Origin of the sequence: Curtobacterium sp. 9128 (genome assembly GCF_007673775.1) — a bacterium.
Taxonomy (GTDB): domain Bacteria; phylum Actinomycetota; class Actinomycetes; order Actinomycetales; family Microbacteriaceae; genus Curtobacterium.
The window spans coordinates 354,267-379,557 of record NZ_VEAF01000004.1 but is presented as its reverse complement, the minus strand read 5'-3'; the positions used below and the strand labels follow the sequence as shown (position 1 = coordinate 379,557).

At 71.2% G+C, this 25,291-nt stretch carries 23 protein-coding genes and 2 tRNA genes; 6 read left to right on the top strand and 19 right to left on the bottom strand.

What is annotated here, in order from left to right; all coding sequences use genetic code 11:
• Positions 1 to 123: 123 nt before the first annotated feature.
• From FS641_RS10685 to FS641_RS10640, 10 genes are all read right to left on the bottom strand, one after another.
• Positions 124 to 196: transfer RNA gene (locus tag FS641_RS10685), tRNA-Thr, on the bottom strand.
• A 44-nt stretch (positions 197 to 240) separates the two neighbouring features.
• On the bottom strand, positions 241 to 876 hold the full coding sequence (locus tag FS641_RS10680; protein WP_144763553.1) for a TetR/AcrR family transcriptional regulator: 636 nt from the start codon (positions 874 to 876) through the stop codon (positions 241 to 243).
• Positions 877 to 932: 56 nt separating this feature from the next.
• On the bottom strand, positions 933 to 2,075 hold the full coding sequence (locus FS641_RS10675; protein WP_144763552.1) for a DNA polymerase III subunit delta': 1,143 nt from the start codon (positions 2,073 to 2,075) through the stop codon (positions 933 to 935).
• A gap of 72 nt (positions 2,076 to 2,147) precedes the next feature.
• The gene (gene tmk / locus FS641_RS10670) at positions 2,148 to 2,780 is read right to left on the bottom strand and encodes a dTMP kinase (RefSeq protein WP_144763551.1); all 633 of its coding nucleotides are present in this window, start codon (positions 2,778 to 2,780) and stop codon (positions 2,148 to 2,150) included.
• Complete coding sequence (gene topA / locus FS641_RS10665; protein ID WP_144763550.1) at positions 2,777 to 5,554, bottom strand: type I DNA topoisomerase; 2,778 nt, start codon at positions 5,552 to 5,554, stop codon at positions 2,777 to 2,779. Before topA ends, tmk begins: the two co-directional genes overlap by 4 nt.
• The gene (locus FS641_RS18585; protein WP_144763549.1) at positions 5,481 to 6,059 is read right to left on the bottom strand and encodes an Rv3654c family TadE-like protein; all 579 of its coding nucleotides are present in this window, start codon (positions 6,057 to 6,059) and stop codon (positions 5,481 to 5,483) included. Before FS641_RS18585 ends, topA begins: the two co-directional genes overlap by 74 nt.
• Positions 6,060 to 6,109: 50 nt before the next feature.
• Positions 6,110 to 6,412: a TadE family type IV pilus minor pilin gene (locus FS641_RS10655; RefSeq protein WP_144763548.1), complete on the bottom strand. Its 303-nt coding sequence runs from the start codon at positions 6,410 to 6,412 to the stop codon at positions 6,110 to 6,112.
• 64 nt (positions 6,413 to 6,476) lie between these two features.
• Positions 6,477 to 6,680 (bottom strand): DUF4244 domain-containing protein, encoded by a 204-nt coding sequence (locus tag FS641_RS10650; RefSeq protein WP_144763546.1) that lies wholly within the window; start codon positions 6,678 to 6,680, stop codon positions 6,477 to 6,479.
• A gap of 93 nt (positions 6,681 to 6,773) precedes the next feature.
• Positions 6,774 to 7,601 (bottom strand): type II secretion system F family protein, encoded by an 828-nt coding sequence (locus tag FS641_RS10645; RefSeq protein WP_144763545.1) that lies wholly within the window; start codon positions 7,599 to 7,601, stop codon positions 6,774 to 6,776.
• A complete protein-coding gene (locus FS641_RS10640) occupies positions 7,598 to 8,614 on the bottom strand; it encodes a CpaF family protein (protein ID WP_144763543.1) in 1,017 nt (338 codons plus the stop codon). Before FS641_RS10640 ends, FS641_RS10645 begins: the two co-directional genes overlap by 4 nt.
• 610 nt (positions 8,615 to 9,224) lie before the next feature.
• Here FS641_RS10640 and acs point away from each other — a divergent pair.
• Positions 9,225 to 11,177 carry an acetate--CoA ligase gene (acs, locus tag FS641_RS10635; protein ID WP_144763541.1) on the top strand — a complete coding sequence of 651 codons (1,953 nt, stop codon included), beginning with the start codon at positions 9,225 to 9,227 and terminating at the stop codon, positions 11,175 to 11,177.
• 78 nt (positions 11,178 to 11,255) lie between these two features.
• Here the strand turns inward: acs and FS641_RS10630 are convergent, their stop codons facing one another.
• Both FS641_RS10630 and FS641_RS18085 read right to left on the bottom strand, forming a co-directional pair.
• Positions 11,256 to 11,717 carry a RidA family protein gene (locus FS641_RS10630; RefSeq protein WP_144763539.1) on the bottom strand — a complete coding sequence of 154 codons (462 nt, stop codon included), beginning with the start codon at positions 11,715 to 11,717 and terminating at the stop codon, positions 11,256 to 11,258.
• Positions 11,714 to 11,872 (bottom strand): hypothetical protein, encoded by a 159-nt coding sequence (locus FS641_RS18085; RefSeq protein WP_022907077.1) that lies wholly within the window; start codon positions 11,870 to 11,872, stop codon positions 11,714 to 11,716. The genes FS641_RS10630 and FS641_RS18085 overlap by 4 nt, the downstream gene beginning before the upstream one ends.
• A gap of 50 nt (positions 11,873 to 11,922) precedes the next feature.
• On the opposite strand from FS641_RS18085, the gene FS641_RS10625 reads away from it, so the two are divergent.
• The 5 genes from FS641_RS10625 to FS641_RS10605 all read left to right on the top strand — a co-directional run bounded on the left by FS641_RS10625 (position 11,923) and on the right by FS641_RS10605 (position 17,460).
• A complete protein-coding gene (locus FS641_RS10625; protein WP_144763537.1) occupies positions 11,923 to 14,487 on the top strand; it encodes a transglycosylase domain-containing protein in 2,565 nt (854 codons plus the stop codon).
• Positions 14,484 to 15,440: a metallophosphoesterase gene (locus FS641_RS10620; protein WP_144763534.1), complete on the top strand. Its 957-nt coding sequence runs from the start codon at positions 14,484 to 14,486 to the stop codon at positions 15,438 to 15,440. Before FS641_RS10625 ends, FS641_RS10620 begins: the two co-directional genes overlap by 4 nt.
• Before the next feature lie 118 nt (positions 15,441 to 15,558).
• A tRNA-Pro gene (locus FS641_RS10615) sits at positions 15,559 to 15,632 on the top strand.
• Between the two features lie 182 nt (positions 15,633 to 15,814).
• Positions 15,815 to 16,840, top strand: coding sequence for a sensor histidine kinase (locus FS641_RS10610; RefSeq protein WP_144763532.1), 1,026 nt, complete (start codon positions 15,815 to 15,817; stop codon positions 16,838 to 16,840).
• Complete coding sequence (locus FS641_RS10605; RefSeq protein ID WP_260855783.1) at positions 16,837 to 17,460, top strand: response regulator transcription factor; 624 nt, start codon at positions 16,837 to 16,839, stop codon at positions 17,458 to 17,460. Before FS641_RS10610 ends, FS641_RS10605 begins: the two co-directional genes overlap by 4 nt.
• Positions 17,461 to 17,573: 113 nt before the next feature.
• On the opposite strand, the gene FS641_RS10600 is transcribed toward FS641_RS10605, so the two are convergent.
• The 7 genes from FS641_RS10600 to FS641_RS10570 all read right to left on the bottom strand — a co-directional run bounded on the left by FS641_RS10600 (position 17,574) and on the right by FS641_RS10570 (position 25,254).
• Positions 17,574 to 18,614, bottom strand: a complete 1,041-nt coding sequence (locus FS641_RS10600) for an LLM class flavin-dependent oxidoreductase (RefSeq protein WP_144763530.1) — start codon at positions 18,612 to 18,614, stop codon at positions 17,574 to 17,576.
• Between the two features lie 94 nt (positions 18,615 to 18,708).
• Positions 18,709 to 19,341, bottom strand: coding sequence for a thymidine kinase (locus FS641_RS10595; protein WP_144763528.1), 633 nt, complete (start codon positions 19,339 to 19,341; stop codon positions 18,709 to 18,711).
• On the bottom strand, positions 19,341 to 20,042 hold the full coding sequence (locus tag FS641_RS10590; protein ID WP_260855782.1) for a response regulator: 702 nt from the start codon (positions 20,040 to 20,042) through the stop codon (positions 19,341 to 19,343). Before FS641_RS10590 ends, FS641_RS10595 begins: the two co-directional genes overlap by 1 nt.
• Entirely contained in the window at positions 20,029 to 21,183 is a 1,155-nt protein-coding gene (locus FS641_RS10585; RefSeq protein WP_144763526.1) for a hypothetical protein, read from the bottom strand. Before FS641_RS10585 ends, FS641_RS10590 begins: the two co-directional genes overlap by 14 nt.
• The gene (locus FS641_RS10580) at positions 21,180 to 22,409 is read right to left on the bottom strand and encodes a sensor histidine kinase (protein ID WP_144763524.1); all 1,230 of its coding nucleotides are present in this window, start codon (positions 22,407 to 22,409) and stop codon (positions 21,180 to 21,182) included. The genes FS641_RS10585 and FS641_RS10580 overlap by 4 nt, the downstream gene beginning before the upstream one ends.
• 157 nt (positions 22,410 to 22,566) lie before the next feature.
• Positions 22,567 to 23,721, bottom strand: coding sequence for an Rv2578c family radical SAM protein (locus FS641_RS10575; protein ID WP_144763522.1), 1,155 nt, complete (start codon positions 23,719 to 23,721; stop codon positions 22,567 to 22,569).
• A gap of 45 nt (positions 23,722 to 23,766) precedes the next feature.
• Positions 23,767 to 25,254 (bottom strand): malate:quinone oxidoreductase, encoded by a 1,488-nt coding sequence (locus tag FS641_RS10570; protein ID WP_144763520.1) that lies wholly within the window; start codon positions 25,252 to 25,254, stop codon positions 23,767 to 23,769.
• Positions 25,255 to 25,291 lie beyond the last annotated feature (37 nt).

Here is a 25,291-nt window from a genome sequence, read left to right as displayed (position 1 = left end):
CGACGGGATGGCCGCCGGTCGTCCCAGCATGCCACACGCGGTACGCACCGGTTCGGAGCTGGCGACGACGGCCCGTGGAACGGGAGAACCCCCTTGTTCCGCGGGAACAAGGGGGTTTCGGGGAGCCGCCTGTCGGAATCGAACCGACGACCTATTCATTACGAGTGAATCGCTCTACCGACTGAGCTAAGGCGGCGGACGCTCCGTTCCCGGAGCGGCACGGGTCACAACTATACAGGTTCAGACGAGCGAGCGCGAAACGAGCGCGCCGAGCTCGTCGAACGACCGCTGCAGGTCGTCCACCAGGTGGGACTCGGCCGGTGAGTCGGACCACTCCCACCAGGCGTGTCGGAGCGTTGCGAGGGAGACCAGTGACGCGAGTCTGGCGCGTCGGCGGAGCGCGACCTCGTCCTCGGCGAAGGCCGGGTCGTCGTTCGTGAGGCGACGGGTGATCACGCCCTCGAGCCCGGCCTGGAACTCCTTCATCGACGCCATCCGCTGGCTGAAGAGCTCGGGGTTCGCGCGGAGCACCTGCTGCCGTTCCTCGATGAGCCCACGCTCCTCGATCAGCGACTGTGTCGAGTGGACGAGCAGCGTGCCGATGTCCGCGAGCAGGTCCCCGGACGGGCCGCCACCGACGAACGCGTCGACGACGTCGTCGTGCGGCAGGGTGGGGTCCTCGCCGAGGAGTGCCTGCTCCTTGCTCGGGAAGTAGTTGAAGAACGTCCGGGGCGAGATGTCGGCCCGGCGGGAGATCTCGTCGACGGTGACCGCGGCGAGGCCGTCCTCGGCCGCGATGCGCAGGGCAGCCTGCTGGATCGCCAGGCGGGTGGCGCGTCGCTTCCGTTCCCGCAGGCCGGGTTCTGCTTCGGGCATGGGGCGATTCTCCCACGCCCGACCGTCAGCGGGCGGGCAGCGCGGTCGTCTCCGGGTCAGCGGACCGCGCGGACCAGGGTGACGAGCATGGCCTCGAGCGCCAGGAGCGCCGCCACGTTCGCGGCGATGCGCTGCCGTGCGAGGGCGATCGCGTCGAGGATCTCGAGCGCGGCGGCGGGCGGCACCGACGCCGTCGCCCGGTCGAGCTCGTCCTTCATCGCGAGGTTCACCGGCTCCCCCGGTGCGCCCAGACCGATGAGCAGCAGGTCGCGGTACAGCGACGAGACGTCGACGAGGATGCGGTCGAGGCCGTCCCGCAGGCTCCTGGTCGCCCGGCGCTTCTGGTCCTCTTCCATCGCCCGGAGCTGCGAGCGGAGCGCCGGCGGCACGGTTCCGCCGGGTTCGACACCGAGCGACCGCAGCGCGGCGTCGCGTTCCTCGGCGTCGCGCTGCTGGGTGATGGCCTTGGCGTCCTCGTCGGCGACGGCGAGGAGTTCCGCCGCGGCGGTCACGGCCTCGCCGACGCTCCGGATGCCGAGCACGGTCTGCAGCGTGCGCCGACGGCGGTCACGGGCGTCCGCACTGGTGGCGAGGCGCTGCGCCATCCCGATGTGGCTCTGCGCTTGCCGGGCGGCGTCCAGGGCCAGCGTCCGGTCGACGCCGGTGCGAGCGACGATGAGGTCGGCGACGGACTCGATGCCCGGGACGCGGAGCCGGACCGAGCGGACGCGGGACCGGATGGTCGGCAGGAGGTCGGCCTCGCTCGGGGCGCACAGGATCCACACCGTCCGCGTCGGCGGCTCCTCGAGCGCCTTCAGCAGCAGGTTCGAGGTGCGCTCCGTCATGCGGTCGGCGTCCTCGATGATGACGACCCGCCACCGTCCGACCGACGGCGAGTAGTACGACGACGTCACGAGCTGTCGGATCTCGTCGATGGTGATGATGACCCGCTGCGTCGTGAGGACCGAGACGTCGGGGTGGGTGTGCGCGGTGATCTGCCGGAGGGTGTGGTCGTCGTCCGGACCGGACCCGACGAGCGCCGCGGCGAACGCCGTCGCGACGTTCGAGCGTCCGGATCCGGGCGGGCCGGTGATCAGCCACGAATGGGTCATGCCCCCGGTGCCGTCGGGTGCCTCGGCGGCACTGCGCAGGGCAGCGACCGCTTCTTCCTGCCCGGTCAGGCCGTCCCACACGCTCACGGCGTCATCCTGTCAGGCGCCACCGACGCGGGCGTCATCGTGCGCCGGTCCTGGTCGGGCATCCGTCCACGGTCACTGCGCGATCCCAACGAGAGGCCCGAGGGCGCGGCGGATGGCCAGCTGGACGTCGTCGGCGGGAGCACCGGCGTCGACGACGAGGAACCGCTCCGGCTCGTCGGCGGCCATCGCGAGGAACGCGGCACGGACCGAGTCGTGGAACGCGGCGGCCTCGGACTCCAGGCGGTCGAAGACGTCCCCGCGCGCCGCCGCGACACGCGCCCGGCCCTCGGCGACGTCGAGGTCGAGCAGCACGGTCCGGTCCGGGACGAGTCCGTCCGCCGCCCAGTCCGAGACGCTCCTGACCTGATCGGCCCCGAGTCCGCGAGCCACGCCCTGGTAGGCGACCGAGGAGTCGATGTAGCGGTCCTGCAGCACGACGTCGCCGCGCGCGATCGCCGGGCGGACGACCGTCTCCACGTGGTGGGCGCGGTCGGCCGCGTACAGGAGCGCCTCGGCCCGGGGCTCGACGTGCCCGCGCTCGTGCAGGACCATCGCGCGGATGCGGAGGCCCAAGTCGGTCCCCCCGGGCTCGCGGGTGCGGACGACGGTCCGCCCGTTCTCCTCGAGCCACTCGGTGAGCAGCTCGGCCTGGGTGGTCTTCCCTGCGCCGTCGCCGCCCTCGAGCGTGATGAACCGACCGGTCACTTCTTCTTCGCGGGCGCGCGCCTGGTCGTGGTCTTCTTCTTGACCGGGCCCTTCGCACGTTTGTCGGCGAGCAGCTGGACGGCGCGTTCGAAGTCGACCGCGTCGACCTCCTCGCCGCGCGGGATGGTCGCGTTCGTCTCGCCGTCGGTGACGTAGGGACCGAACCGGCCGTCCTTCATCTTGATCGGCTTGCCGGAGACCGGGTCGGCGTCGAACTCCTTGAGCGCGGCACTCGCGGCACGCTTGGCGCCGTACTTCGGCTGCGCGAACAGCTCGAGCGCGCCCGGGAGGTCGACGTCGAAGATCGCGTCCTCGCTCGGGAGCGTCCGGGTGTCCGTCCCCTTCTTGAGGTAGGGCCCGTAGCGACCGTTCTGCGCGGTGATCTCGTCGCCGGACTCCGGGTCGACCCCGACCGTGCGCGGCAGGTCGAGCAGCTTCAGCGCGGTCTCGAGGTCGACGGTCTGCGGGTCCATCGACTTGAAGAGGGACGCGGTGCGCTCCTTCGGCGCGGCCGCCTTCTTCGTCGTCTTCTTGGCCTTGGTCGCGGGCTCCGCCTTCGTCGCCGTGGCCGTCGCGGTGGTGGTGCTCACGCCGCCCTCGGCGCTCAGGACCTCACCGGTGGCGGGGTCGACCGTGGGCTCGGGTTCCGGCGTGCGCTCCGTGACGTACGGACCGAACCGGCCGTCCTTCGCCAGGACCTCTTTCCCGGAGTCCGGGTTGATGCCGACGACGCGGTCGCCGACCACGGGCGCCTCCACGAGTTCGCGTGCCTTCTCGGCGGTGAGCTCGTCGGGGGCGAGGTCCTCGGGGACGTTGACCCGGCGGGGCTTCTCCGGGTCGTCGCTCGGGGTCTCGATGTACGGCCCGTAGCGCCCGATGCGCAGCGTGAGCCCGGGCGAGAGCTCGACGGAGTTGATCTCCCGCGCGTCGATCTCGCCGAGGTTGTCGATGACCGTGCGGAGCCCGCGCTGGTCACCACCGCCGAAGTAGAACCCGTTCAGCCAGTCGACACGGTCCTCGTCGCCGCTCGCGATGCGGTCGAGGTCGTTCTCCATCTCCGCCGTGAAGTCGTACTGCACGAGGTCACCGAAGTAGTCCTCGAGCAGCCGCACGACGCTGAAGGCGATCCAGTTCGGCACGAGCGAGGTGCCGCGCGGGGTCACGTAGCCGCGGTCCACGATGGTCGAGATGATGGCGGCGTACGTCGAGGGACGGCCGATGCCGAGCTCCTCGAGCGTCTTGACCAGGCTCGCCTCCGTGTAGCGCGGCGGCGCCGAGGTGTCGTGCCCCTTCGCCTCCACGTCGTCGACACCGAGGTGGTCGCCCTCGGCCATCGCCGGGAGCTTGGCGTCCGCACTGTTCGCGGCGGCGTCGTGCCGCTCTTCGTCACGGCCCTCTTCGTAGGCGTTGAGGAAGCCACGGAACGTGATGACCGTGCCCGACGCGGTGAACTCGACGTCCGTCCCGTTCGCCGTCGACGCGAGGCCCTCGACGGACTCCGTCGAGGTGATGCCGAGCACCACCGATGCGGTCGAGCCCTTGGCGTCCGCCATCTGCGACGCGACCGTGCGCTTCCAGATCAGGTCGTAGAGCTTCCAGTCGTTGCCGCGGAGCACCTTCTCCATCTGCGACGGCGTGCGGAAGGTGTCACCTGCGGGGCGGATGGCCTCGTGCGCCTCCTGGGCGTTCTTGCTCTTGCCCGCGTAGCTGCGGGGCTTGTCCGGCACCGTCTCGGCGCCGTAGAGGTCGGCGGCCTGCTTCCGGGCCGCGGTGACCGCCTGCTGCGACAGCGACGCGGAGTCGGTTCGCATGTAGGTGATGTGGCCGTTCTCGTACAGCGACTGCGCGACGCTCATCGTCTGGCGCGCCGAGAACCGGAGCTTGCGCGCCGCCTCCTGCTGCAGCGTCGACGTGGTGAACGGCGCAGCGGGACGACGCGTGTACGGCTTCGAGTCGACACTGCGGACGACGGCATCGCCAGCACGCTCGAGCACCGAGGCGAGGGTCGTGGCCGATGCCTCGTCGAGGACGACGGCGTCCGAGGTCGTCGTTCCGCGGTCGTCGAAGTCGCGGCCCGAAGCGACCCGCGTGCCCTGCACCCGGGCGATCCGTGCGGAGAACGCACCTTCGCCGACCTTCTCGAAGCGCGCCGTCAGGTCCCAGTAGTTCGCCGAGACGAACGCCAGGCGCTCGCGCTCGCGGTCGACGACCAGACGCGTCGCCGCCGACTGGACGCGGCCGGCGGACAGTCCGGGTCCGACCTTCCGCCAGAGCACCGGGGACACCTCGAAGCCGTAGAGACGGTCGAGGATGCGGCGGGTCTCCTGCGCGTCGACGAGCGCCGTGTCGAGCTCACGGGTGGCCTCCTGCGCACGCTGGATCGCCTCCTTGGTGATCTCGTGGAACACCATGCGCTTGACCGGCACCTTCGGCTTGAGCACCTGCAGGAGGTGCCACGCGATGGCCTCGCCCTCGCGGTCCTCATCAGTTGCGAGGTAGAGCTCGTCGGCGTCCTTCAGGGCGCGCCTGAGTTCGGCGACGGTCTTCTTCTTCGCGTCGGAGACGACGTAGTACGGCTCGAACCCGTTGTCGACGTCGACCGAGAACTTGCCGACGGAGCCCTTCTTGAGCTCGGGCGGGAGGTTCTTGGGCTCGATGAGGTCCCGGATGTGTCCGACTGACGCCTGGACTTCGTATCCGTCACCGAGGTATTGCGCGATCGTCTTCGCCTTCGCGGGGCTCTCGACGATCACGAGCTTCTTCGTGCCTGGCACGTGACTCCTTGATCGATGGTGCTGTCGGCCCTGGGACGCGGACGCGTCCGGGTCGACCGGGACATCGATGACCGGCGGGCCGACAGCCACACCATACACACAGTGGCGGTGATGCCCACCGGGACGATGCCCGGTCGTGCGCTTCGGGAGGGACCGGTGCCGGACCGGCCACCGCCGAGCGGTGGAGGGTGACGGGTCCGGCGGCGACCGAGACCACGACCCAGACGACTGCGCCGCGCACAGCACACGCGACGAGGTCCGTGCCGTTGGCCCGGGCGACCCGTGCTGCGGCGGCGCACGGACCGCCTGGCACGAGCCCGACGACGGCGGCGGCACCGGCGAGCGCTGCCGCGTCCGCCGCCGACGCCGCACGGACGGACCCGACCCGGGCGCCGGCGGCAGCCAGCACGGCTCCGACCGCGACCATCGTCACGGCGAGGACGGCGACGAGCAGGACCGTCGCCGATCCCCGCTCCGACGACCCCGCACGGGGCGGGGACCCCACACCTGGCGGAGATTCCGGACGTAGCGGAGGGACACCCGATGGCAGGCCGCTCACCGACCGGCGGTCGCCGCGCACGCTCGACTCCGGACGGTCACGGCCGCCAACGGCCCCGTACCTGGACGGCGCTCGGCGACGACACACACGACATGGTCCTGCCGGGTCACGCTCATGGTGGCATCCGGTGCGGTGTCGTCGAAGGCCGCCCGCGCGGCAGCGGGGTCGTCCCGCCCGTAGGCCCGAGCCGCGGTCGCCGCCGCCACCTGGAGGCGCCCCTGCGCATCGACGAGCGCGACCCCGGCGATCGCCAGGGCCAGCACGACGGCGACCGCCGGCAGCACGACGGCGAACTCCACCGTGACCGACCCGCGATCGGCACGGGGCGTCGGGCGTCGTCGTCGAGCAGCAGACCGGCGGACATCAGAGGGAGAGCGCACCGCGGACGAGGTCGGTGAGGATCGTCTGGACCTCTCCGGAGCGCATCACCGCCACGAGCACCCCGGCGAAGGCGACGGCGGCGAGGATGACGACGGCGTACTCCGCGGTGGCCGAGCCCCGGTCGTCGCGGAGCCGGGCTGCGAGGCGAGCACCCGGTGCGGACGACGGTGTCGATCGATCGGTCATGGTGGTGTCCTTCCTGTCGGGAACTGATCGGTGCGACCAGCTTCGCGATCCGACGCCCGCACCGGAGACGGCAGCGCGGTCTCCGTGGAGAGCTCACGGCACACCCGGCACGGTGGAGGACAGGATCCCGACGACGACGGGCACCACCCCGATCAGGACGAACGCCGGCAGCACACACATCCCGAGCGGCACGACGAGCCGCACGCCGAGGCGCTCCGCCGTGGCGAGGGCCTCGGCGGCGACGTCGTCACGGAGGTCCTCCGCCGCGTGCCGCAGCAGGGTCGCCGCGGGGACGCCGGCGCGACGGGCGAGGTCGAGCACCTCGCGCAGGCGGTCTCCCTCGATCTCCGCTGCGGGCCGACCGTCCGTGGCGCCACGGACCACCTCGGCCGCACCCGACCAGGACCCGCCGCCGGAGAGCGCCACCGCCCAGGCGTCGAGCAGGACGCCCGGGATGCGCCCGCTCGGGCTCGCCGCGTCGACGAGTCGCCTGGTCCAGACCCGGCCGACCGCCACGAGCAGGGCTGCGGCAGCACAGCACGCCCATCCGATCGGGGACGACGTCAGCACCTCGACCGAGTCGACACCCCACGTCGCCCCGAGCCCCGCTCCCAGGAGCGGCAGGGCGAGCACCACGTTCGCGCTGGTCCGCGGTCCGGCGAGCGCGACGCGGACGGCACGGTCCGCCGCCGCCGTGCGCCGGACCGCCGCCGCGAGTGCATGCAGTGTCGGAGCGACCGGGGCGCCGGTCTGCCGAGCGACGGCGACGACGACCGCGACGTCCTCCCGCGCCGGACCACGGGGCACCGGCCCGGCGAGTGTCCAGGCGCGCGGCGGCGGCACACCCGACGCCACCAGGACGGCGACGCGGTCCAGCAGCCGGGCCAGGTGCAGCGTCTCCCCGTCGGCCGGTGCGCTCACCGGCGCCGCGCCGCAGCGGTGACCACCGGCTCCACGGACAGCCGGTCCGCATGGTCCAGCCCGAGCCTCCCGGCAGCCACGAGTCGCCGGAGCCCGCGCCGCCGCTGCATGTGCAGCACGAGGTCGAAGGCGCTCACCGCTTGGCGTGCCAACACGGTCGGACCGAGCCCGGCGAGCGCGCCGAGGGCTTCGAGCCGGGCCGGGACGTCGTCGAGCCCGTTGGCGTGCACGGTGCCCGCACCGCCGTCGTGTCCGGTGGTGAGCGCGGAGAGCAGCTCCCGGACCTCACCGCCACGGCACTCCCCCACGACGATCCGGTCGGGACGCATCCGGAGGGACTCGCGGACGAGGCGGTCGAGTCCGATGTCGCCGACCCCCTCCGCGTTGGCCTGTCGTGCCTCGAGTGCGACGACGTGGGGGTGGTGGATCCGGAGCTCGGCGAGGTCCTCGATCGTCACGATGCGCTCGTCGTCGGGCACGCTGGCGAGCATCGCGGCCAGGAGCGTTGTCTTCCCGCTGCCCGTCGCTCCGGAGACCAGCACGTTGCGGCGCAGGCGGACCGCGTCGGCGACGACGCTCCTCGGGATGCGGTCGAAGGTGCCGCTCTGCTCGAGTGCGTCGAGGGTCGGCGGCGCTCCACGTGGCAACCGGACGGACAGTGCCGTCCCGCGGACGGCGACCGGTGCGAGGACGACGTGCACGCGCACGCCGTCGCCGTGTCGGACGTCGGCGACCGGAGTGGTCTCGTCGACGTGTCGTCCGCCGACGGCGACGAGCCGCGTCGCGAGTTCCCTGGTGCGCTCCTCGGCGAGGACGATCCCGGCGTCGACGAGCCCGTCACCGCGGTCGAGCCACACCCCGACGCCGCCGCTCACCAGGACGTCGGTGACCGAGTCGTCGGTGACGAAGGGGGTGAGTTCCTCGAACTCGAACGGGTCGACCCCGTGGCGGGCACGACGCGGCAGGGTCGAGCCCGGTATGAAGGGCGGAGTCGCGGCGCTGTGGCGGTGCATCCGGGAACGGTAGAACCCCCTGGTCGCCCCGGAGCAGGCGGTCGACGACGTGGGGACAGTGTGTTGTCATCACCACCAGTGCGCAGTTTTGTCCCCCGAACACATTCCACGTACCCCGGACCGCGTCCTCGACCGTCCGCGCCGGCGTCCGGGAACGGGCGGAAGCGCGGGCCGACCTGCGGGCCGTCCGATCGCTCCGCAACCGAGCGGTCACGGAGCGCGAGCGCGTGGACCGGTCTGTCCACCGTTCCGCATACCTGCGCCGATCCCCCGGAGCCCGGCCGGTCCGTCGGGCGACGCTGCACGCCGGACCGGTCGGGGAAAAAGAAGAGGCGGCACCGGTTGGGGGGAACAGGTGCCGCCATGACAACGGAGGATTGGGGGGAATCCGATCCGATGCCGCCGGAAACGAGTCCGGCAGGAACCACTGTACCCCACATCGACGTGTCCCGGGCAACCCCGACGCGCCGAGTGGACGACGGCACCGGTGGCACGTGGACGAGGCCGGCCCCGCGCCGAGCGGAACACCGTGTCGGCGCGGGCGCGACGAGTCGTGGGCGAGGGGTAGTCTCCGACTGCACCCCGGACGCAACGACGCGAAAGGACCTCGATGTCCACTCCGACCAACGTCGACGAACGACACGACGACCGCACCTTCCCGCCGCCCGCGGACTTCGTCGCGGACGCCGTCGCCGACGAGCGCCTGCACGAGGCCGCCGCGCGGGACCGCGAGGCCTTCTGGGCGGACCAGAGCCGTGAACTCCTCGACTGGCGGACGCCGTTCACGCAGACGCTCGACTGGTCGGCAGCTCCGTTCGCGTCGTGGTTCGCCGACGGCACCCTCAACGTCGCGGAGAACTGCCTCGACCGCCACGTCCGGGCCGGCAACGGCGACCGCGTGGCGATCCACTTCGAGGGCGCCCGCGGCGACACCCGAAGGATCACCTACGCGGAGCTGACGGCCGACGTCCAGCGTGCCGCGAACATGCTCGAGTCGCTCGGCGTCACGCGGGGCGACCGCGTCGTCGTCTACATGCCGCTCATCCCCGAGGCCGTCGTGACGATGCTCGCCGTCGCACGGATCGGCGCGGTGCACTCGGTCGTCTTCGGCGGGTTCAGCGCCGAGAGCCTCCGCGCCCGCATCGAGGACGCCGGCGCGAAGCTCGTCGTCACCGCCGACGGCGGCTGGCGCCGCGGTGCCGTGGCGCCGCTGAAGCCCGCGGTCGACGAGGCCCTGCAGGGCGAGGGCACCGACAGTGTCGAGCACGTGGTCGTCGTCAAGCGCGGCGGCAACGAGATCGCCTGGGACGATGACCGTGACCTCTGGTGGCACGACGCGTTCGCGCAGGCCGCCCCCGAGCACGAGGCGCAGGCCTTCCCGGCTGAGAACCCGCTCTTCGTCCTCTACACGTCCGGCACCACCGGGAAGCCGAAGGGCATCGTCCACACGTCCGGCGGGTACCTGACCCAGGCCGCCTACACGCACCGCAACGTGTTCGACATCCACCCCGGCAAGGACGTCTACTGGTGCACGGCCGACATCGGCTGGATCACCGGGCACACCTACGTCGTGTACGGCCCGCTCGCGAACGGCGTGACGCAGGTGCTCTACGAGGGCACCCCGGACGAGCCGGAGCCCGGCCGCTGGTGGGACGTCGTCGACGCGTACGGCGTCACCGTCCTCTACACGGCACCGACCGCGGTCCGCGCCGCGATGAAGGGCGGACGCCAGGTCCCCGACGCCCGCAGCCTCGAGTCACTCCGTCTGCTCGGCAGCGTCGGCGAACCGATCAACCCCGAGGCGTGGCACTGGTTCCGGCAGGTCATCGGACACGACCGCACCCCGATCGTCGACACGTGGTGGCAGACCGAGACCGGCGCGATCATGATCTCGGCGCTCCCCGGCGTCACGAAGCTCAAGCCCGGAGCAGCGCAGACCCCGCTGCCCGGCATCGTTGCCGAGATCGTCGACGAGGACGGGCACCGCGCCGACCCCGGCGAGAGCGGCTACCTGACGATCACGGAACCGTGGCCGTCGATGGCGCGCGGCATCTGGGGGGACCCGGACCGCTTCGTCGAGACGTACTGGGACCGCTTCCCGGGCCGCTACTTCGCCGGCGACGGCGCACGGCTCGACGGACAGGGCGACATCTGGGTGCAGGGCCGGGTCGACGACGTGATGAACGTCTCCGGTCACCGGCTGTCCACCGCGGAGATCGAGTCGGCACTCGTCGGACACGAGGGCGTGGCCGAGGCAGCCGTCGTCGGCGCCGCCGACGAGACGACGGGGCAGGCGATCGTGGCGTTCGTGATCCTGACCACCGAGGCCGCCGACGGTGTCGACCGCGACGCCGTCGCCGCCGAGCTGCGTGGTTGGGTCGGCACCCGCATCGGCGCGATCGCGAAGCCCCGACAGATCGTCATCGTGCCCGAGCTGCCGAAGACGCGATCCGGCAAGATCATGCGCCGCCTCCTCCGCGACGCGGCCGAGGGCCGCCGGATCGGCGACACGACCACGCTGGCCGACCCGACGATCATGGCGACCATCGCGGAACTCATGTAGTCCGCGGAACGTGATGAGGGCCTCCAGTCAGTACGGACTGGAGGCCCTCATCACGTCTGGCAGACGGGGGAACGCCCGTCAGGCGGTCAGCTCCACCACCAGCTCGACCTCGACCGGTGCGTCCAGCGGGAGCACCGCGACGCCCACCGCGCTCCGCGCGTGGACGCCGGCCTCGCCGAAGACGTCGCCGACCAGGGTCGATGCGCCGTTCGCGACGCCGGGCTGCCCGGTGAATGCGGGGTCGGAGGCGACGAAGACCGTGACCTTGACGACGCGGGCGACGCGGTCGAGCGAGCCGGCGACGGACTGCACGGCGGCCAGCGCGTTGAGCGCTGCCTGGCGCGCCTGCGCGGTCGCGGTCTCGGCGTCCACGGTGGCACCGACCTTGCCCGTCACGGGCAGCGCACCGTCGACGACCGGCAGCTGGCCGGCCGTGTACACGTACTGCCCGGTGACCACCGCCGGCACGTACGCGGCGACGGGCGCGGCGACCGCGGGGATCGTCAGCCCGAGCTCGTCGAGGCGCTCGGCGACGCTCACGCGTCGGCCTTCGGACGCTTCAGGTACGCGACCAGGCCCCCCTCGGGACCGGTGACGACCTGCACCAGCTCCCAGCCCTCGTCGCCGAAGTTGTTGAGGATGGCGGTGGTGTTGTGGATGATCAAGGGCGTCGTGAGGTATTCCCAGCGAGTCATGCGGTTCCTTGCCAGCCTTTCAGTCCGAGGTGTCGTTTAGGCTGCATCCTATGTCTGCCCAGAAGACGTCTGCCTCGCGGACCAAGCCCGTCTCTGCAGTCGGCGCCTTCGTCGGATTCGTCGGTTTCAGCGCGCTCGCCGGACTCCTGGTCACGATCGGCGTCACCCCGGCGATCGCCGTCGCGGGTGTCACGACGACCTCGACGATCGGCGTGTTCGAGTCCCTGCCGGAGTACATCGAGATCGGTGACCTGCCGCAGCGCAACGAGGTGCTCGCGTACCAGGGCGGTCAGCCCGTGCACCTGGCGACGGTCTACGACCAGAACCGCCAGGAGCTGAAGTTCGACCAGATCAGCGACCAGCTGAAGAACGCGGCCATCGACGGCGAGGACAAGCGCTTCTACGAGCACGGCGGCGTCGACATGACCTCGCTCGTGCGTGCCGGCGTGGGCTCGCTCGCCGGCGGGCTCGGCGAATCCGGCGGTGGGTCGACGCTGACGATGCAGCTCGTCCGCAACATCAAGATGCAGCAGGCCCTCGAGCTCCCGACCGAAGAAGAGCGGACCAAGGCCTACAACGACGCCGTCGAGCAGACCATCCCCCGCAAGCTCGAGGAGATGAAGCTCGCGATCGGACTGGCGAAGAAGTACTCGCACCAGGAGATCCTGACCGGGTACCTCAACATCGCCTACTTCGGCGACCAGACGTACGGCGTGCAGGCCGCCGCGCAGCACTACTACAACAAGAGCGCGACCGACCTCACCCCGCAGGAGGCCGCCTCGATCCTCGCGATCGTGCAGTCCCCGAACAGCCGCAACCTGTCGGACCCGAAGTACTACGACGCCAACGTGGCGCGTCGCGACGTCATCCTCAAGTCGATGTACGCCCAGAAGCACCTGACGAAGGAACAGTTCGACGCGGCGATCGCCTCGAAGCCGGCCGACTACGTGCACCTGACGGCACCGAACCAGGGCTGCAAGGCCGCGGCGGGCAACGGCGCACAGTTCTTCTGCGACTACGCGGTCAAGGTCGTCAAGCAGATGTCGCAGCTCGGCGGGTCCGAGAAGGACCGCAACGCCGCGTGGCGGAACGGCGGCTACACCGTCCAGACGACGCTGAACCTCGACCTGAACAACCAGCAGAAGGACCTGCTGAACAAGTACGACCCGAACACCGAGACGCGCTTCCAGCTCGGCGCGACGATGAACTCGATCGAGGCCTCGACCGGCCGCATCCTGACGATGGCCCAGAACCGGGACTTCGACCAGTCGCTGCAGTCGCCGCCGACCGCGACGTCGCTCAACTACAGCGTCGACAAGGAGTACGGCGGGTCGGGCGGGTTCCAGACCGGTTCGACGTACAAGCTGTTCACGCTGCTCGACTGGCTCAAGGACGGCCACGGCCTGAACGAGGTCGTGAACGGCACGCCGCACAACATCACCCGCTGGAAGCAGTGTGGCGCAACGGACTACACCAGCTACGGCCCGAAGAACGACAGCCCCGGTGAGAAGGGCGACTACACGGTCGCCAAGGCGACGGCGCTCTCGGTGAACGCGGCCTTCGCCTCGATGGCGGCGAAGCTCGACCTCTGCGACATCCGCCAGACCGCCATGGACCTCGGCGTCCACTCGGCCGACGAGAAGACCGAGCTGAACTCCTACCCGTCCTCGATCCTCGGGACGAACACCATCGCGCCGATGACCATGGCCTCGGCGTACGCGACCGTCGCGAACAACGGCACGTACTGCAAGCCGATCGCGATCGACAACATCACCGACGCGAACGGCAAGAGCCTGGGCGGCCAGCCCAAGGAGTGCAAGCAGGTCCTCGACCCGAGCGTCGCCGCGACCGCCGCGTTCGCGATGCAGGGCACGATCCAGTACGGCACCGCGGTGGGCGCGCAGACCGCCGATGGCACGCCGATGTTCGCCAAGACGGGCACCACCGACCAGGCGGAGCAGATCTGGCTCGTCGGGGCGAGCTCGAAGGTCGCCACGGCGTACTGGCAGGGCAACTGGGACGGCGGCAAGGTCAACCTCCGCCGCTACTCGAGCGGAGCGGGCGGTGGCGCGTACGCGACTGCTCGTGCGAACGTCTGGAAGCAGGCGATGACCCCGATCAACCAGATGTACCCGGGTGAGGCCTTCCCGAAGCCGTCGCAGACCGCGATCCGCGGCAACAGCATCGCCGTTCCGGGTCTGGCGGGCAAGACCACCGACGAGGCTCGCTCGATCGTGCAGTCCGCCGGCCTGACCTACGTCGACGGCGGCGCGCAGGCCGGGGGCGGCACAGCGGGCACGGTCTCCTCGACGTCGCCGGCGGAGGGCTCGCTCCTGTCGAAGGGCTCGAGCGTCACCGTGTACACGACTGACGGCTCGCAGGCCACGGTGCCCGAGGTCGCCGGGAAGGCACTCGGGGACGCCCGCTCGACGCTGAACGGCGCCGGGTTCGGCACCGTGAACGTCTCCGACCAGTTCGACCCCGGCAACGGCAAGAACCAGTGCACCGTGTCGAGCGTCGACCCCGGCGCCGGCACGAACACGGCGAAGGCCACCGGGATCACCCTCAAGCTCTTCGGCGAGAAGGACGGCAAGGCGCCGAAGGACTGCAAGTGACCCGCGGGCGCACGACCCTCGGCACCCTCGCGGCGACGGCAGCGGTCGGTGTCGGCGCCGCGGCCTGGGGCACCCTGGTGGAGCGCCGGCGCTTCGGCATCCGCTGGGAGACCGTCCCGGTCCTCCCCCCGGGATCCCGCGACGTCGTCGTCCTGCACCTGTCGGACATCCACATGGCGCCGTGGCAGGCGGACAAGCAGCAGTGGTTGCGGGATCTCAGCCTCGTCGAGCCCGACTTCGTCGTCAACACCGGCGACAACCTCGGCCACGAGACCGCCAACGCCGCGGTCGAGTACGCCCTGGAGCCCCTCCGCGGGATCCCCGGCGCGTTCGTGTACGGGTCGAACGACTTCTACGGCCCCTCCCCCCGGAACCCGCTGAAGTACTTCGGCGGCCCGAGCCGACTGCACGCGAAGGCACGACCGGTCGACCTCGACGTCGAACGCCAGACCGCGTTCTTCGAGTCGCTCGGCTGGCTCGACCTCAACGACAAGGCCCACGCCATCGAGGTCCGCGGTTCCCGCTTCGAGCTGTTCGGCACGTCCGACGCGCACCGCGACTGGGACCGTCTCGACCTGCTGCCGACGAACGTCGACGAGATGCGCAGCGAGGTGCCCTGGTCCGAGGACGAGGACGGTCCGGCTCCGGTCGCGATCGGGGTGACGCACGCCCCGTACCGCCGGGTGCTCGACGCGTTCGTCCGGCAGGGTGCCGACGTGGTCTTCGCCGGACACACGCACGGTGGCCAGGTCGCCGTCCCCGGGGTCGGGGCACTCGTCACGAACTGCGACCTCCCCCGGCAGTACGCCAGCGGTCTGCACCGCTGGCAGGAGCGGACGCACTGGGCCTGGCTCGAGGTGTCCGCCGGACTCGGGACGTCGATCTACGCCCCGGTGCGGTTCGCCTGCCGCCCGGAGGCCGTCGTCGTCACGTTCACGGCGCGCGCCGGCTGACGCACTCCCGTCGACGCCGCCGAGAGCGACGCGCCCGGCCGGCACGGGTGTGGTCGTGAGCACCCCGGATCATCGGCTAGACTGCTTCAGGTCGCTCCGCGGAGTGGCCGACACACCTCGGGGTGTGGCGCAGCTTGGTAGCGCGCCTCGTTCGGGACGAGGAGGTCGCAGGTTCAAATCCTGTCACCCCGACAGCAGAAGGCCCGGGTCCACACGGACCCGGGCCTTCGTCGTTCCCGGGCCTTCGTCGTTCCCGGGCCTTCGTCGTTCGCCGGCCTTCGTCGTTCCCCGGCGCGACCGGGGCGTGTGTCCCGCGACACATCCCCCGGCCCACCGCCGAGCGCAGCGACGGACACCGCTAGCCTGATCGCGCCATGCAGATCCCCGACCGCCTCGCCCCCGTCGTCGCCCGCATCGGGGCGATGACCCCCGAACTCCGTGACGACCCGGTGATGGCCGCGAGTCTGCTCGAGAACGTCACGTCGATGCTCACGGACGCCCACCGCCGGTACGCCGAGGGCCTGGAACACTCGCTGACGAGCGACGGGCTCCTCGCCGACGAACACCTGGCGACGGGCGCCCTGCACGCCGAGCACATGCAGCACCCCGCTGGGGCGATGCTCGCCGCCGAGGTGCTCTTCGACGAGTACCTGCCGGTCTTCGTCGACGAGGTCGGCGCCGCCACCCCCGATGAGCTCCTGCGGGCGTCCAGAGCCCTGCACGCGGGCATCTGGAGCCGGTTCCCGGCGGGAGCGGTCGCGTACACCGAGGCGCTGCGGCAGCGCGTCACGACGGCGAACCTCGACTCCCGCGCGCACGTCGCCCGCGACCTGCACGACCGTGTCGCCCACGGGATCCTCGCGGGTCTCCAGCGCATCGACCTCGCGCTCCTCACCGATCCCCCGGCACCCGAGCGCACGGCGCAGCTCGAGGCCGCGGCCGCCCAGCTGCGCCGCGCCCTCGGCGACGTGCAGAACCTCGCCGTCGCCCTGCACGCCCGTGTCGGCGACGACCTGCTCGACGCTGCGCTCGCCCGACACGTCCGCGATCTCTTCCCGGAGAGCGAGCTCGTCACGATCGACTCGCACGGCACGCCGGACACCCTCGTGAACTGGCGTGCCGAGGAGGCGCTGACGATCCTGCTCGAGGCGCTGACCAACTGGTGGAAGCACGCGCACGAGACGGCCGTCCGGGTGCGGTTCGACTGGCGGGACGACGCGGTGCAGGTCACCGTCGCCGACGAGGGGCCGGGCTTCGACACCGGTGCCGTCGCGGACGGTCGACTCGGCCAGTCGACGATGCGCGAGCGCGCGGCGCTGATCGGAGCGCGGCTCGACGTCGTGAGCACACCGGGTACCGGCACGACCGTCACGCTCGTGGTCCCGAAGGGCGCGCTGTGAGCCCGGCCGTCACCCACGTGGCGATCGTCGACGACCACCGGTTGTTCCGCGAGGGACTCGCGACGATCCTGTCCTCGGTCCCGACGATCCGCGTCGTCGCGCACGGCGAGCGCCCGTCCGAGGTCCTCGACGGCGCCGAGGCAGCCGCCATCGACGTGCTGCTCCTCGACGTCGAGCTCGACGGTCCCCCGGCGCGGACGACGATCGCGACCGTCCGGCGGAACCACCCGGGAATCGCCGTCGTGGTGCTCACCATGCACCGCGACGCCGTGCTCCGCCGGGCGCTGCTCGACGCGGGCGCCGTCGACTTCGTGACGAAGGACACCCCGAGCCGTGAACTCGTCGAGCGCATCGTCCGTGCGAGCACCGGACCGGCGGCGCCGGTGACGTTCCCGGTGGACGTCGTGACGGACGCCAGGGCCGGCTCACCCCTGAGCGACCGGGAGGTCGAGGTCCTGCGTCTCATCGCCGCCGCGCGCTCGAACGCCGAGATCGCCACGGAGCTCGGCCTCGCGGTCGGGACGGTGAAGCGGCACGTCTACAACGTGTTCCGGAAGCTCGACGTGACGAGTCGGGTCGGAGCCGTGGCGGCGGCGACGCGTCTCGGCCTACTCGGCTGAACCGAGCCTCCCGTCCGACGACGCGGGCGCGACCGGACGGCAGACACGAGCGAACGGCCGACGGACGCGCGCGGACGGCGGACCGACCGACGCGTCCGAGGACCGACCCGCGGTCAGCCGACGGCGACCGACGGACGGACCAGACGGCCCGCCTCGTGCAGCGACGCGACCACGTCGAGCGCCTGGTGCCGGTACCGGGCCTGCGCGGCGCCGGGCGCGACGATGACGCCGTTCGCTCCCGTGGACTCCAGCAGCCCGTTGATCTTCGCCGCGACCTGATCGGCGTTCCCGTAGGCCTGCCGCTCCGTGCGCGCGGCGATGAAGCGACGCTCGAGGTCGCTGAACTCGTAGGCGCGCGCCTCCTCCATCGAGACGGGCTCGGGCTTGGTGCCCTGCCGCATCCGGATGAACGAGATCATCCCGGGAGCGCTCTGCTCCTCGATGACGGCCGGGTCCTCGTCCGTGACGACCTGCACGCCGATGAGCGCGTTCGGCTCCGAGCGGAACCGGGACGGTCGGAAGGAGTCGCGGTAGAGCGCGAGCGCCGCCTCGGTGTTGTCGGACGCGAAGTGGTGCGCGAACGCGAACGAGATCCCGAGCGCACCCGCCACCTGGGCGCTGTAGCCGGAGGAGCCGAGCAGCCAGAACTCCGGGACGTCGCCGTACCCGGGGACAGCGCGGATGCGGGCCAGCGGGTTCGCGGCGTCCATGCCGGTGAAGAACCCGATGAGGTCGGCCAGACGCTCCGGGAAGTCGTCGACGTCGAGACGGTCCGTCCGGCGCAGCGCCATCGCCGTCGCACCGTCGGTGCCGGGTGCGCGACCGAGTCCGAGGTCGACACGGTCGCCGTAGAGGGCGCGCAGCGTGCCGAACTGCTCCGCGACGACGAGCGGCGCGTGGTTCGGCAGCATCACGCCGCCGGAACCGATGCGGATCGTGCTCGTGGCGGCGCCGACGGCGCTCAGGAGGACCGCCGGAGCCGACGAGGTGATGCCGGGCATGCCGTGGTGCTCGGCGACCCAGAAGCGTTCGTAGCCGAGGTGCTCGGCGTGGACCGCCATGTCGATGGAGCCCTGCAGCGCCTCGGTGTTCGACTGCCCGTACTCGCGGGTCGCCAGGTCGAGGACGGACAGGTGCACGGATGCGTCGCTCATGTGGTCGCCAACGCGCGCCAGCGCGCCGGCATTCCGACGGGAGGCACGGGGCGGCTCCGCACCGCGCCTCCTGGCCGGCAGACGGTCCGGGGCGTCAGCCGAGGTCGCCGTCCAGGCGGCCGCCGGATTCGGTGAGGTAGCAGTTCGCGCACAGGGACTCGTACCCGACGTCGACGCCGTCGATCGCCACCTGCGAGCCGTCGAACACGAAGGTGCCGTCGACCTTGCGGGCGTTGAAGACCGCCTTGCGCCCGCAGCGGCAGATGGTCTTCAGCTCCTCGAGCGAGTGCGCGAGTTCGAGGAGACGCCGGCTGCCGGGGAACGCCTCGGTCCGGAAGTCGGTGCGGATTCCGTACGCCAGCACGGGGATGCCGTCGAGCACGGCGACCCGGAGCAGGTCGTCCACCTGGTGCGGGGTGAGGAACTGTGCCTCGTCGACGAGCACGCAACTGACCGGCCGCACCATGCCGTCGAGGTGCCCCGATGCCGGGTCCACCGCTCCGGCATCGGCCACGGCGGCGCGGACGTCGTCCTCAGCCGAGAACACCACGTCGACGGTGCGGGTGACGCCGAGGCGGGAGACGATCTCGTGATCGCCCTTCGTGTCGATCGCCGGCTTCGCCAGCAGGACGCGTTGGCCGCGCTCCTCGTAGTTGTAGGCGGCCTGGAGGAGCCCGGTGCTCTTGCCGCTGTTCATCGCCCCGTAGCGGAAGTAGAGCTTCGCCACTACGCGAGGAAGCCGTCCTCCGCCGCACGACGGATCAGATCGGACTTCTTCGACGCCGGACGACCGACCTTGGCGTACTTCTCGCGGACGCGCCGCAGGTAGGTCTTCGCGGTCTCGTACTGCACGTTCATCTGGCTCGCGACCTCATTGGTGGAGTACCCGGACACGTAGAGCCGGAGCGCCTCTTCCTCACCGTGGCTGAGCTTCGGGCGCTGGTGCGCCGTCGCACCGGTCGGGAGGGGGCGCCACTCGCGCTGCGTCGGCGTCTCCCGCTCGACACCCATGACGTCGCGGGCGACGTCCATCACCTCGCGCATCGGCAGCGACTTCGACAGGAACGCTGCGGCACCCGCGGCGAGAGCGCGGTCGCGCGACTCGCGGGCGTCGACGCTCGACAGGACGATGACCTTCGCACCGGCGGCACGGCAGGTGCGGACACGGGCCTCGATCGACACCGGCTCCTTGAGCTGGAAGTCGAGGAACACCAGGTCCGTCGGGAAGCTGTCGCTGTGCACCATCTCGAGCCACGTGTGCGCAGTGAGGGCGAGGTCGAAGTCGAAGGCGTTCACGGCGATCCAGCTGGACAGGCTGTCGAGCAGGACCTCGTGGTCGTCGAGGATGGCCAGCCGGACCCGACGGGATCCGGGGTTCGGCAGGGTGGACATCCCTTCCGTCAGCCTGTGCGGGTCAGTGCTGGTCATAGGAGAACCTTAATGCGAGGGACGAGGGACGGACCGCGACGTCGAGGTCGGGGAAGGTGACACGGAGCACGGCGAAGTAGGGGTCGAACGTGCGGTGGATGCCGACGTCGGAGTCGGCCACCGCGACCTCGAGCGCCATCTCCGCACGGTCCTCGGCGGTCCGTCGGACCGTCGCACGGAAGCCGGCGGGGTCCACCGTCGACGCACCGAGCGCAGCACGGACGAACGTCCGGACGACGGTCCGCTGGTCGGTGTCGAGCGTGGCGATGATGCCGTCGGGGTCGTCCACGGTCGCACCGGCGCCGCCCTCCGCCAGGACGGCGTACTCGAACCAGGTCCGGTCCGCGTCGGCGACCATCGCTCGGCGGATGCCGTCGGCGATCTCGCGGGCGCGCGCACGGTCGGCGTCGGTGATGGTGTCGCGGGTGCGGAGTTCGGCGAAGAACGGTGCGACGTCCCGCGCGAGGATGACCGATCGGTCCTGCTGGACACGTTCGGCGATGCCGTCGCGCTCGGCGCGCTCCACCGAGTACGACCCGGCTCGGATCTGCACCCGCTCGGCCAGCCCCGCGAACGTCCACGCGAAGACCCCGGCGGCCGCGGTCAGCACGAGCGTGGGGGCGGCCGCGAGGAACGCCGCCACCGTCACCGGGACCGCGTGCGGGAACACCCACGCGGCGCCACCCCAGCTGGCGGCGTCCACCACGGCCAGCACGACCCCGCCGACGACGAGGTCGCGCCACGGTCGGTACGGTGCGACCATCACGATCCCGGTGGCGGTCAGGAGCGACATGAAGTCGTTCAGCGCACTCCGGTCAGGACCCCACTGCGCGGCCACGCTCGCCACCGTCGCGAGCGCCAGCAGGCCGACGTGCAGCACGAACGCCCACCGCGGGAACGGTGCACGGAACGGGCTCGACGCCACGAACACGACGGCGGTCGACGCGGCGAGCAGCAGGATCGCGAGCGCGCTGAGCGTCGGGATGCCGACGACGTCACGGTCGAAGACGGAGACGGAGATCGCCCAGACCACGCCGACGGCGCCGAGGACGACGGTCAGCGGACGGGACCCCATCGCGCCGAGCGGGTCGTACTGCTGCGCCGTGCGGTCCTGCACGCCGCGGGGTGCACGGGCGCTCACGAGGCCGTTCGCAGACGTTCGCCCGTCGCCGAGCCACCGGTCGTCGCGACCGACCCGGTGCGCGTGCCGTACGGGACGCTCATCATCACGCTCGTGCCGGTCCCGGGCGACGACCACACCTGGACGTCACCGCCGACCCGGCCGATGCGCTCGCGGACGGAGTTCCGCAGCCCCATCCGGTCGGAGCCGGTCTGCTGCTCGTCGAAGCCCCGCCCGTCGTCGACGACCATCACGGTGCACGCGGTGCCGTCGTCGAACACGCTCACCTCGGCGGAGTCGGTGTCCGCGTGCTTGTGCACGTTCGCCAGGCACTGTCCGACGGCCCGCACGAGCGCGGTGACCGCATCGGGCTGGAGGCGGCCGATGGAGGCAGGGTCCCCCGTGACGAGCACGTCGAGCCCGTCAGCACGGGAGTCCTCGAGGATCCGCTCGAACGCCTCGACCGCTGCGCCGTCGTCGGTGTCCGTCGTGGGCGCCAGCCACTCCCGGCCGGTGAGCATCGCCACGTCGGACTCGACGGTCTTCGCCAGCTGCGCGTCCATCGGCCCGTCGGGAGCGAGCGCGATGGCCCCGAGGTGGTTGAGCACGGTGTCGTGCAGGATCGCCGCGGCCTCGGCCTCGACTCCGGCGCGGTAGGCGGACACGTGTTCCTCGCGAGCCGAACGGAGGAGCTCCGGCTGCACCCGCTGAGCACGCGCCGTGGTCCGACCGGCGACGAGCACGATCGCCACCACGAAGGCCAGCGTCACCCACGCGAGCACCAGCACGTTCGCCGGCCGTCCGGACTGTGCCGTGGCGGCCAGCGTCGCCAGCCGACCGACGGCGAAGCCACCGACCGACCAGAGCACGACCCGTTCGGGCACCGCGCCGGCACCGCCGACGAGCACGAGCGGGACCACGACGAGCGACAGCAGGTACGAGACCACCCACGGGACGGCGATCTCCTGCTGGACGACGAGCGTGAACCACCAGGCACAGGCCCCACCGACCACGAGGAACGCCACCGCTGACCGCCACGTGCCGAACTGCACGTGCACGCCGACCATGGCGAGCATCGGAACGAGTGCGAGGACAGCGGGGAGGACGTGGGATCCCGGCACGCTGAGCCGGACGAGCAGCAGCACGATCGCTGCAGCGACCAGGGAACCGATCGCCGCCGCGTGGAACGCCCGCACCGTCGACCACGCGTTGACACGCGGAGCGAGGTGTGTGGGGATGCCGAGCACGGTGGATCGTCCTTCCGGGAGCCAGGGAGCGCCGCCCACGATCCAACCACCGTTGGACCGGCCGTGTACCCCGGATCGGGCACCGGGCGACGACTGATCCGATGATACCCGGGATCACCGACGAAACCGTGTCCCCCGAACGTGCTCTGCGCTGACGTCAGAAGAGCGTCGCGACGCCGTTCGTGATCCCCGGACTCGGCCGTCTGCCCGAACCGAGCGCACGCGACCGGGACCCACCGCCGAGGGCCGATCGGTGCTCCCACGCCGGGTCGGCCCGCTTGAGCGGCGAGACCCCCGCCGCGCGGTCGCTCCCCGGCCCGTCCACCGAGAAGCCCATCGACCCCGTCGCCGGATCGACCCGGCCGAGCCCGACGCCGTGCGTCCGCATGATCGGCCGGATCCGCTCGCCGAGCCACCGCCGGTAGTCCCGCGGTGCGTAGGTGTTGTCGAGGTACATCGCGCGGTACCGCTCGACGAGGTCCGGGTGGGTCCGCGCGAGCCAGTCCATGTACCAGGGCTTCACGCCGGGCTTCAGGTGCAGCGCCGAGTACATCACGCTCGTCGCACCGGCGGCAGCGGCACGGCCGATCGCGTCGTCGAGGTGCGCCGTGGTGTCGGTGATGAACGGCAGCACGGGCATCAGGAACACCGAACAGGACAGACCGGCGTCGCGCAGGGCCCGGACGGTGGCGAGTCGTGCCGTGGTCGTCGGCGTGCCCGGCTCGACGGACTGCTGCAGGTCGTCGTCGTACACCGCGATGGACATGGCGAGGTCGACCGGGACCCGTTCGGACGCCGCCACCAGAGCCGGGATGTCCCGGCGGAGCAGGGTGCCCTTCGTCAGGATGCTGAACGGCGTCCCCGAGTCGGCGAGGGCCGCGATGATGCCCGGCATGAGCCGGTACTTGCCCTCCGCCCGCTGGTAGGGGTCGGTGTTGGTGCCGAGGGCCACGGGGTGGCGGTCCCACGACGGCTTGGCGAGTTCGCGTCGCAGGACGTCGGCCACGTTCGTCTTGACGACGATCTGCTGGTCGAAGTCTGCGCCGCCGTCGAACTCCAGGTAGGTGTGGGTGGGCCGCGCGAAGCAGTACACGCACGCGTGCGAACACCCACGGTAGGGGTTGATCGTCATCCCCCACGTGCCGCCCTCGATCGCGCCGACACGGTTCAGCGCCGACTTCGCGAGGACCTCGTGGAAGGTGACCCCCGCGAACTCCGGCGTCGTGACGCTCCGCACGAACCCGCTGTTCGACTCGAGCCCTGGCAGCATGTCGCCGTCGGACGCCGTGATCGCCTGCCCGTCCCATCGCATGCGGTCATTCGAACACATGTTCGAACGCACTGCAAGCGCCGCGGGTCAGTGGTGCAGTCCGAGCACCTTCGCCGTGCGCTCGAGCGTCTCGTCGGCGAGTGCGGCGTCGTGCCCGAGGTCCTTGCCGTACGTCGGCACCATCACCCGGACCGCCGCTTCCCACCGGTCCCACCGGTCCGGGAAGCACTTGCGCAGCAGCCCGAGCATGATCGGCACCGCCGTGGACGCCCCCGGGGAGGCGCCGAGGAGCCCGGCGATCGACCCGTCGGCCGAGGTGATCACCTCGGTCCCGAACTGCAGCACGCCGCCCTTGTCCTTGTCCGGCTTGATGACCTGCACGCGCTGGCCGGCGGTGATCCGGTGCCAGTGCTCCGGTTCCGCGGCCGGCATGAAGTCGCGGAGCGCATCGAACTTCTTCGACTTCGACGCGAGGAGCTGTCCGATCAGGTACCGCACCAGGTCGAAGTTCGAGAACGCGACGCTGAGCATCGGACGCAGGTTGTGCGGCCGGATGGAGCGCACGAGGTCGAAGATCGACCCCTGCTTGAGGAACTTCGGGCTGAAGCCCGCGTACGGTCCGAACATCAGCGAGGCCGAGCCGTCGACGATCCGGGTGTCGAGATGCGGCACCGACATCGGCGGTGCGCCGACGCTCGCCTTGCCGTAGACCTTCGCCGCGTGCTTCTGGACGACCTCGGGGTCGTCGGTGCGGAGGAACTCGCCCGACACCGGGAAGCCGCCGTACCCGCGGATCTCCGGGATGCCGGACTTCTGCAGCAGGTGCAGCGCGCCGCCGCCGGCACCCACGAACACGAACTTCGCGGCGATGCTCTGCTTCGACCGCCCGACCTCGTGCAGGACGTCGAGTGCCCAGCCGTCGAAGACCTTGCCGCGTCGGATGTTCGTCACCTGGTGGTTCGGCTCGAACTCGACGCCGTCCACCTCGAGCTGGTCGAACAGCTGCCGGGTCAGCGACCCGAAGTCGACGTCGGACCCGGCGGCCGAGTACGTCGCCGCGATGGGCTGGTCGCGCTTGCGACCGGGGATGAGCGCCGGTGCCCACTTGCGGATCTGTTCGGCGTCGTCGCTGAACTCGAGTCCGGCGAACAGGGGGTGGTCCTTCATCGCCTCGTACCGGGCACGCATGTACGCGACGTTGTCCTCGCCCCAGACGAAGGAGATGTGCGGGGTCGGGTTGATGAAGTTCGACGGCTCGGGGAGCGCACCGGTCTCGACGAGGAACGACCAGAACTGCCGGGAGATCTGGAACTGCTCGTTGACGGTGACGGCCTTGGCGATGTCGACGCGGCCGTCGGGGAGCTCGGGGGTGTAGTTCAGCTCACAGAGCGCGGAGTGCCCGGTGCCGGCGTTGTTCCACGGGTTGGACGACTCCTGCGCGACCGTGCTGAGCCGCTCGTACACCCGGATGCGCCAGGTGGGCTCGAGCCGGTGGATCAGTGCGCCCAGCGTGGCGCTCATGATGCCACCCCCGATGAGGACGACGTCGATCGGATCCACCTGCTTCACTGCCACCCGATGATCCTAGCGGCGCGCGCTGACAGCGCGGAGG

What these genes read in the sequence shown, in the direction of transcription:
- FS641_RS10680 (WP_144763553.1), bottom strand. Translation starts at nt 876, where the DNA reads ATGCCCGAAGCAGAACCCGGCCTGCGGGAACGGAAGCGACGCGCCACC.
- FS641_RS10590 (WP_260855782.1), bottom strand. Translation starts at nt 20,042, where the DNA reads ATGACCAGCACTGACCCGCACAGGCTGACGGAAGGGATGTCCACCCTG.
- FS641_RS10650 (WP_144763546.1), bottom strand. Translation starts at nt 6,680, where the DNA reads ATGACCGATCGATCGACACCGTCGTCCGCACCGGGTGCTCGCCTCGCA.
- FS641_RS10625 (WP_144763537.1), top strand. Translation starts at nt 11,923, where the DNA reads ATGTCTGCCCAGAAGACGTCTGCCTCGCGGACCAAGCCCGTCTCTGCA.
- FS641_RS10575 (WP_144763522.1), bottom strand. Translation starts at nt 23,721, where the DNA reads ATGCGATGGGACGGGCAGGCGATCACGGCGTCCGACGGCGACATGCTG.
- FS641_RS18085 (WP_022907077.1), bottom strand. Translation starts at nt 11,872, where the DNA reads ATGACTCGCTGGGAATACCTCACGACGCCCTTGATCATCCACAACACC.
- FS641_RS10600 (WP_144763530.1), bottom strand. Translation starts at nt 18,614, where the DNA reads ATGAGCGACGCATCCGTGCACCTGTCCGTCCTCGACCTGGCGACCCGC.
- FS641_RS10640 (WP_144763543.1), bottom strand. Translation starts at nt 8,614, where the DNA reads ATGCACCGCCACAGCGCCGCGACTCCGCCCTTCATACCGGGCTCGACC.
- acs (WP_144763541.1), top strand. Translation starts at nt 9,225, where the DNA reads ATGTCCACTCCGACCAACGTCGACGAACGACACGACGACCGCACCTTC.
- FS641_RS10610 (WP_144763532.1), top strand. Translation starts at nt 15,815, where the DNA reads ATGCAGATCCCCGACCGCCTCGCCCCCGTCGTCGCCCGCATCGGGGCG.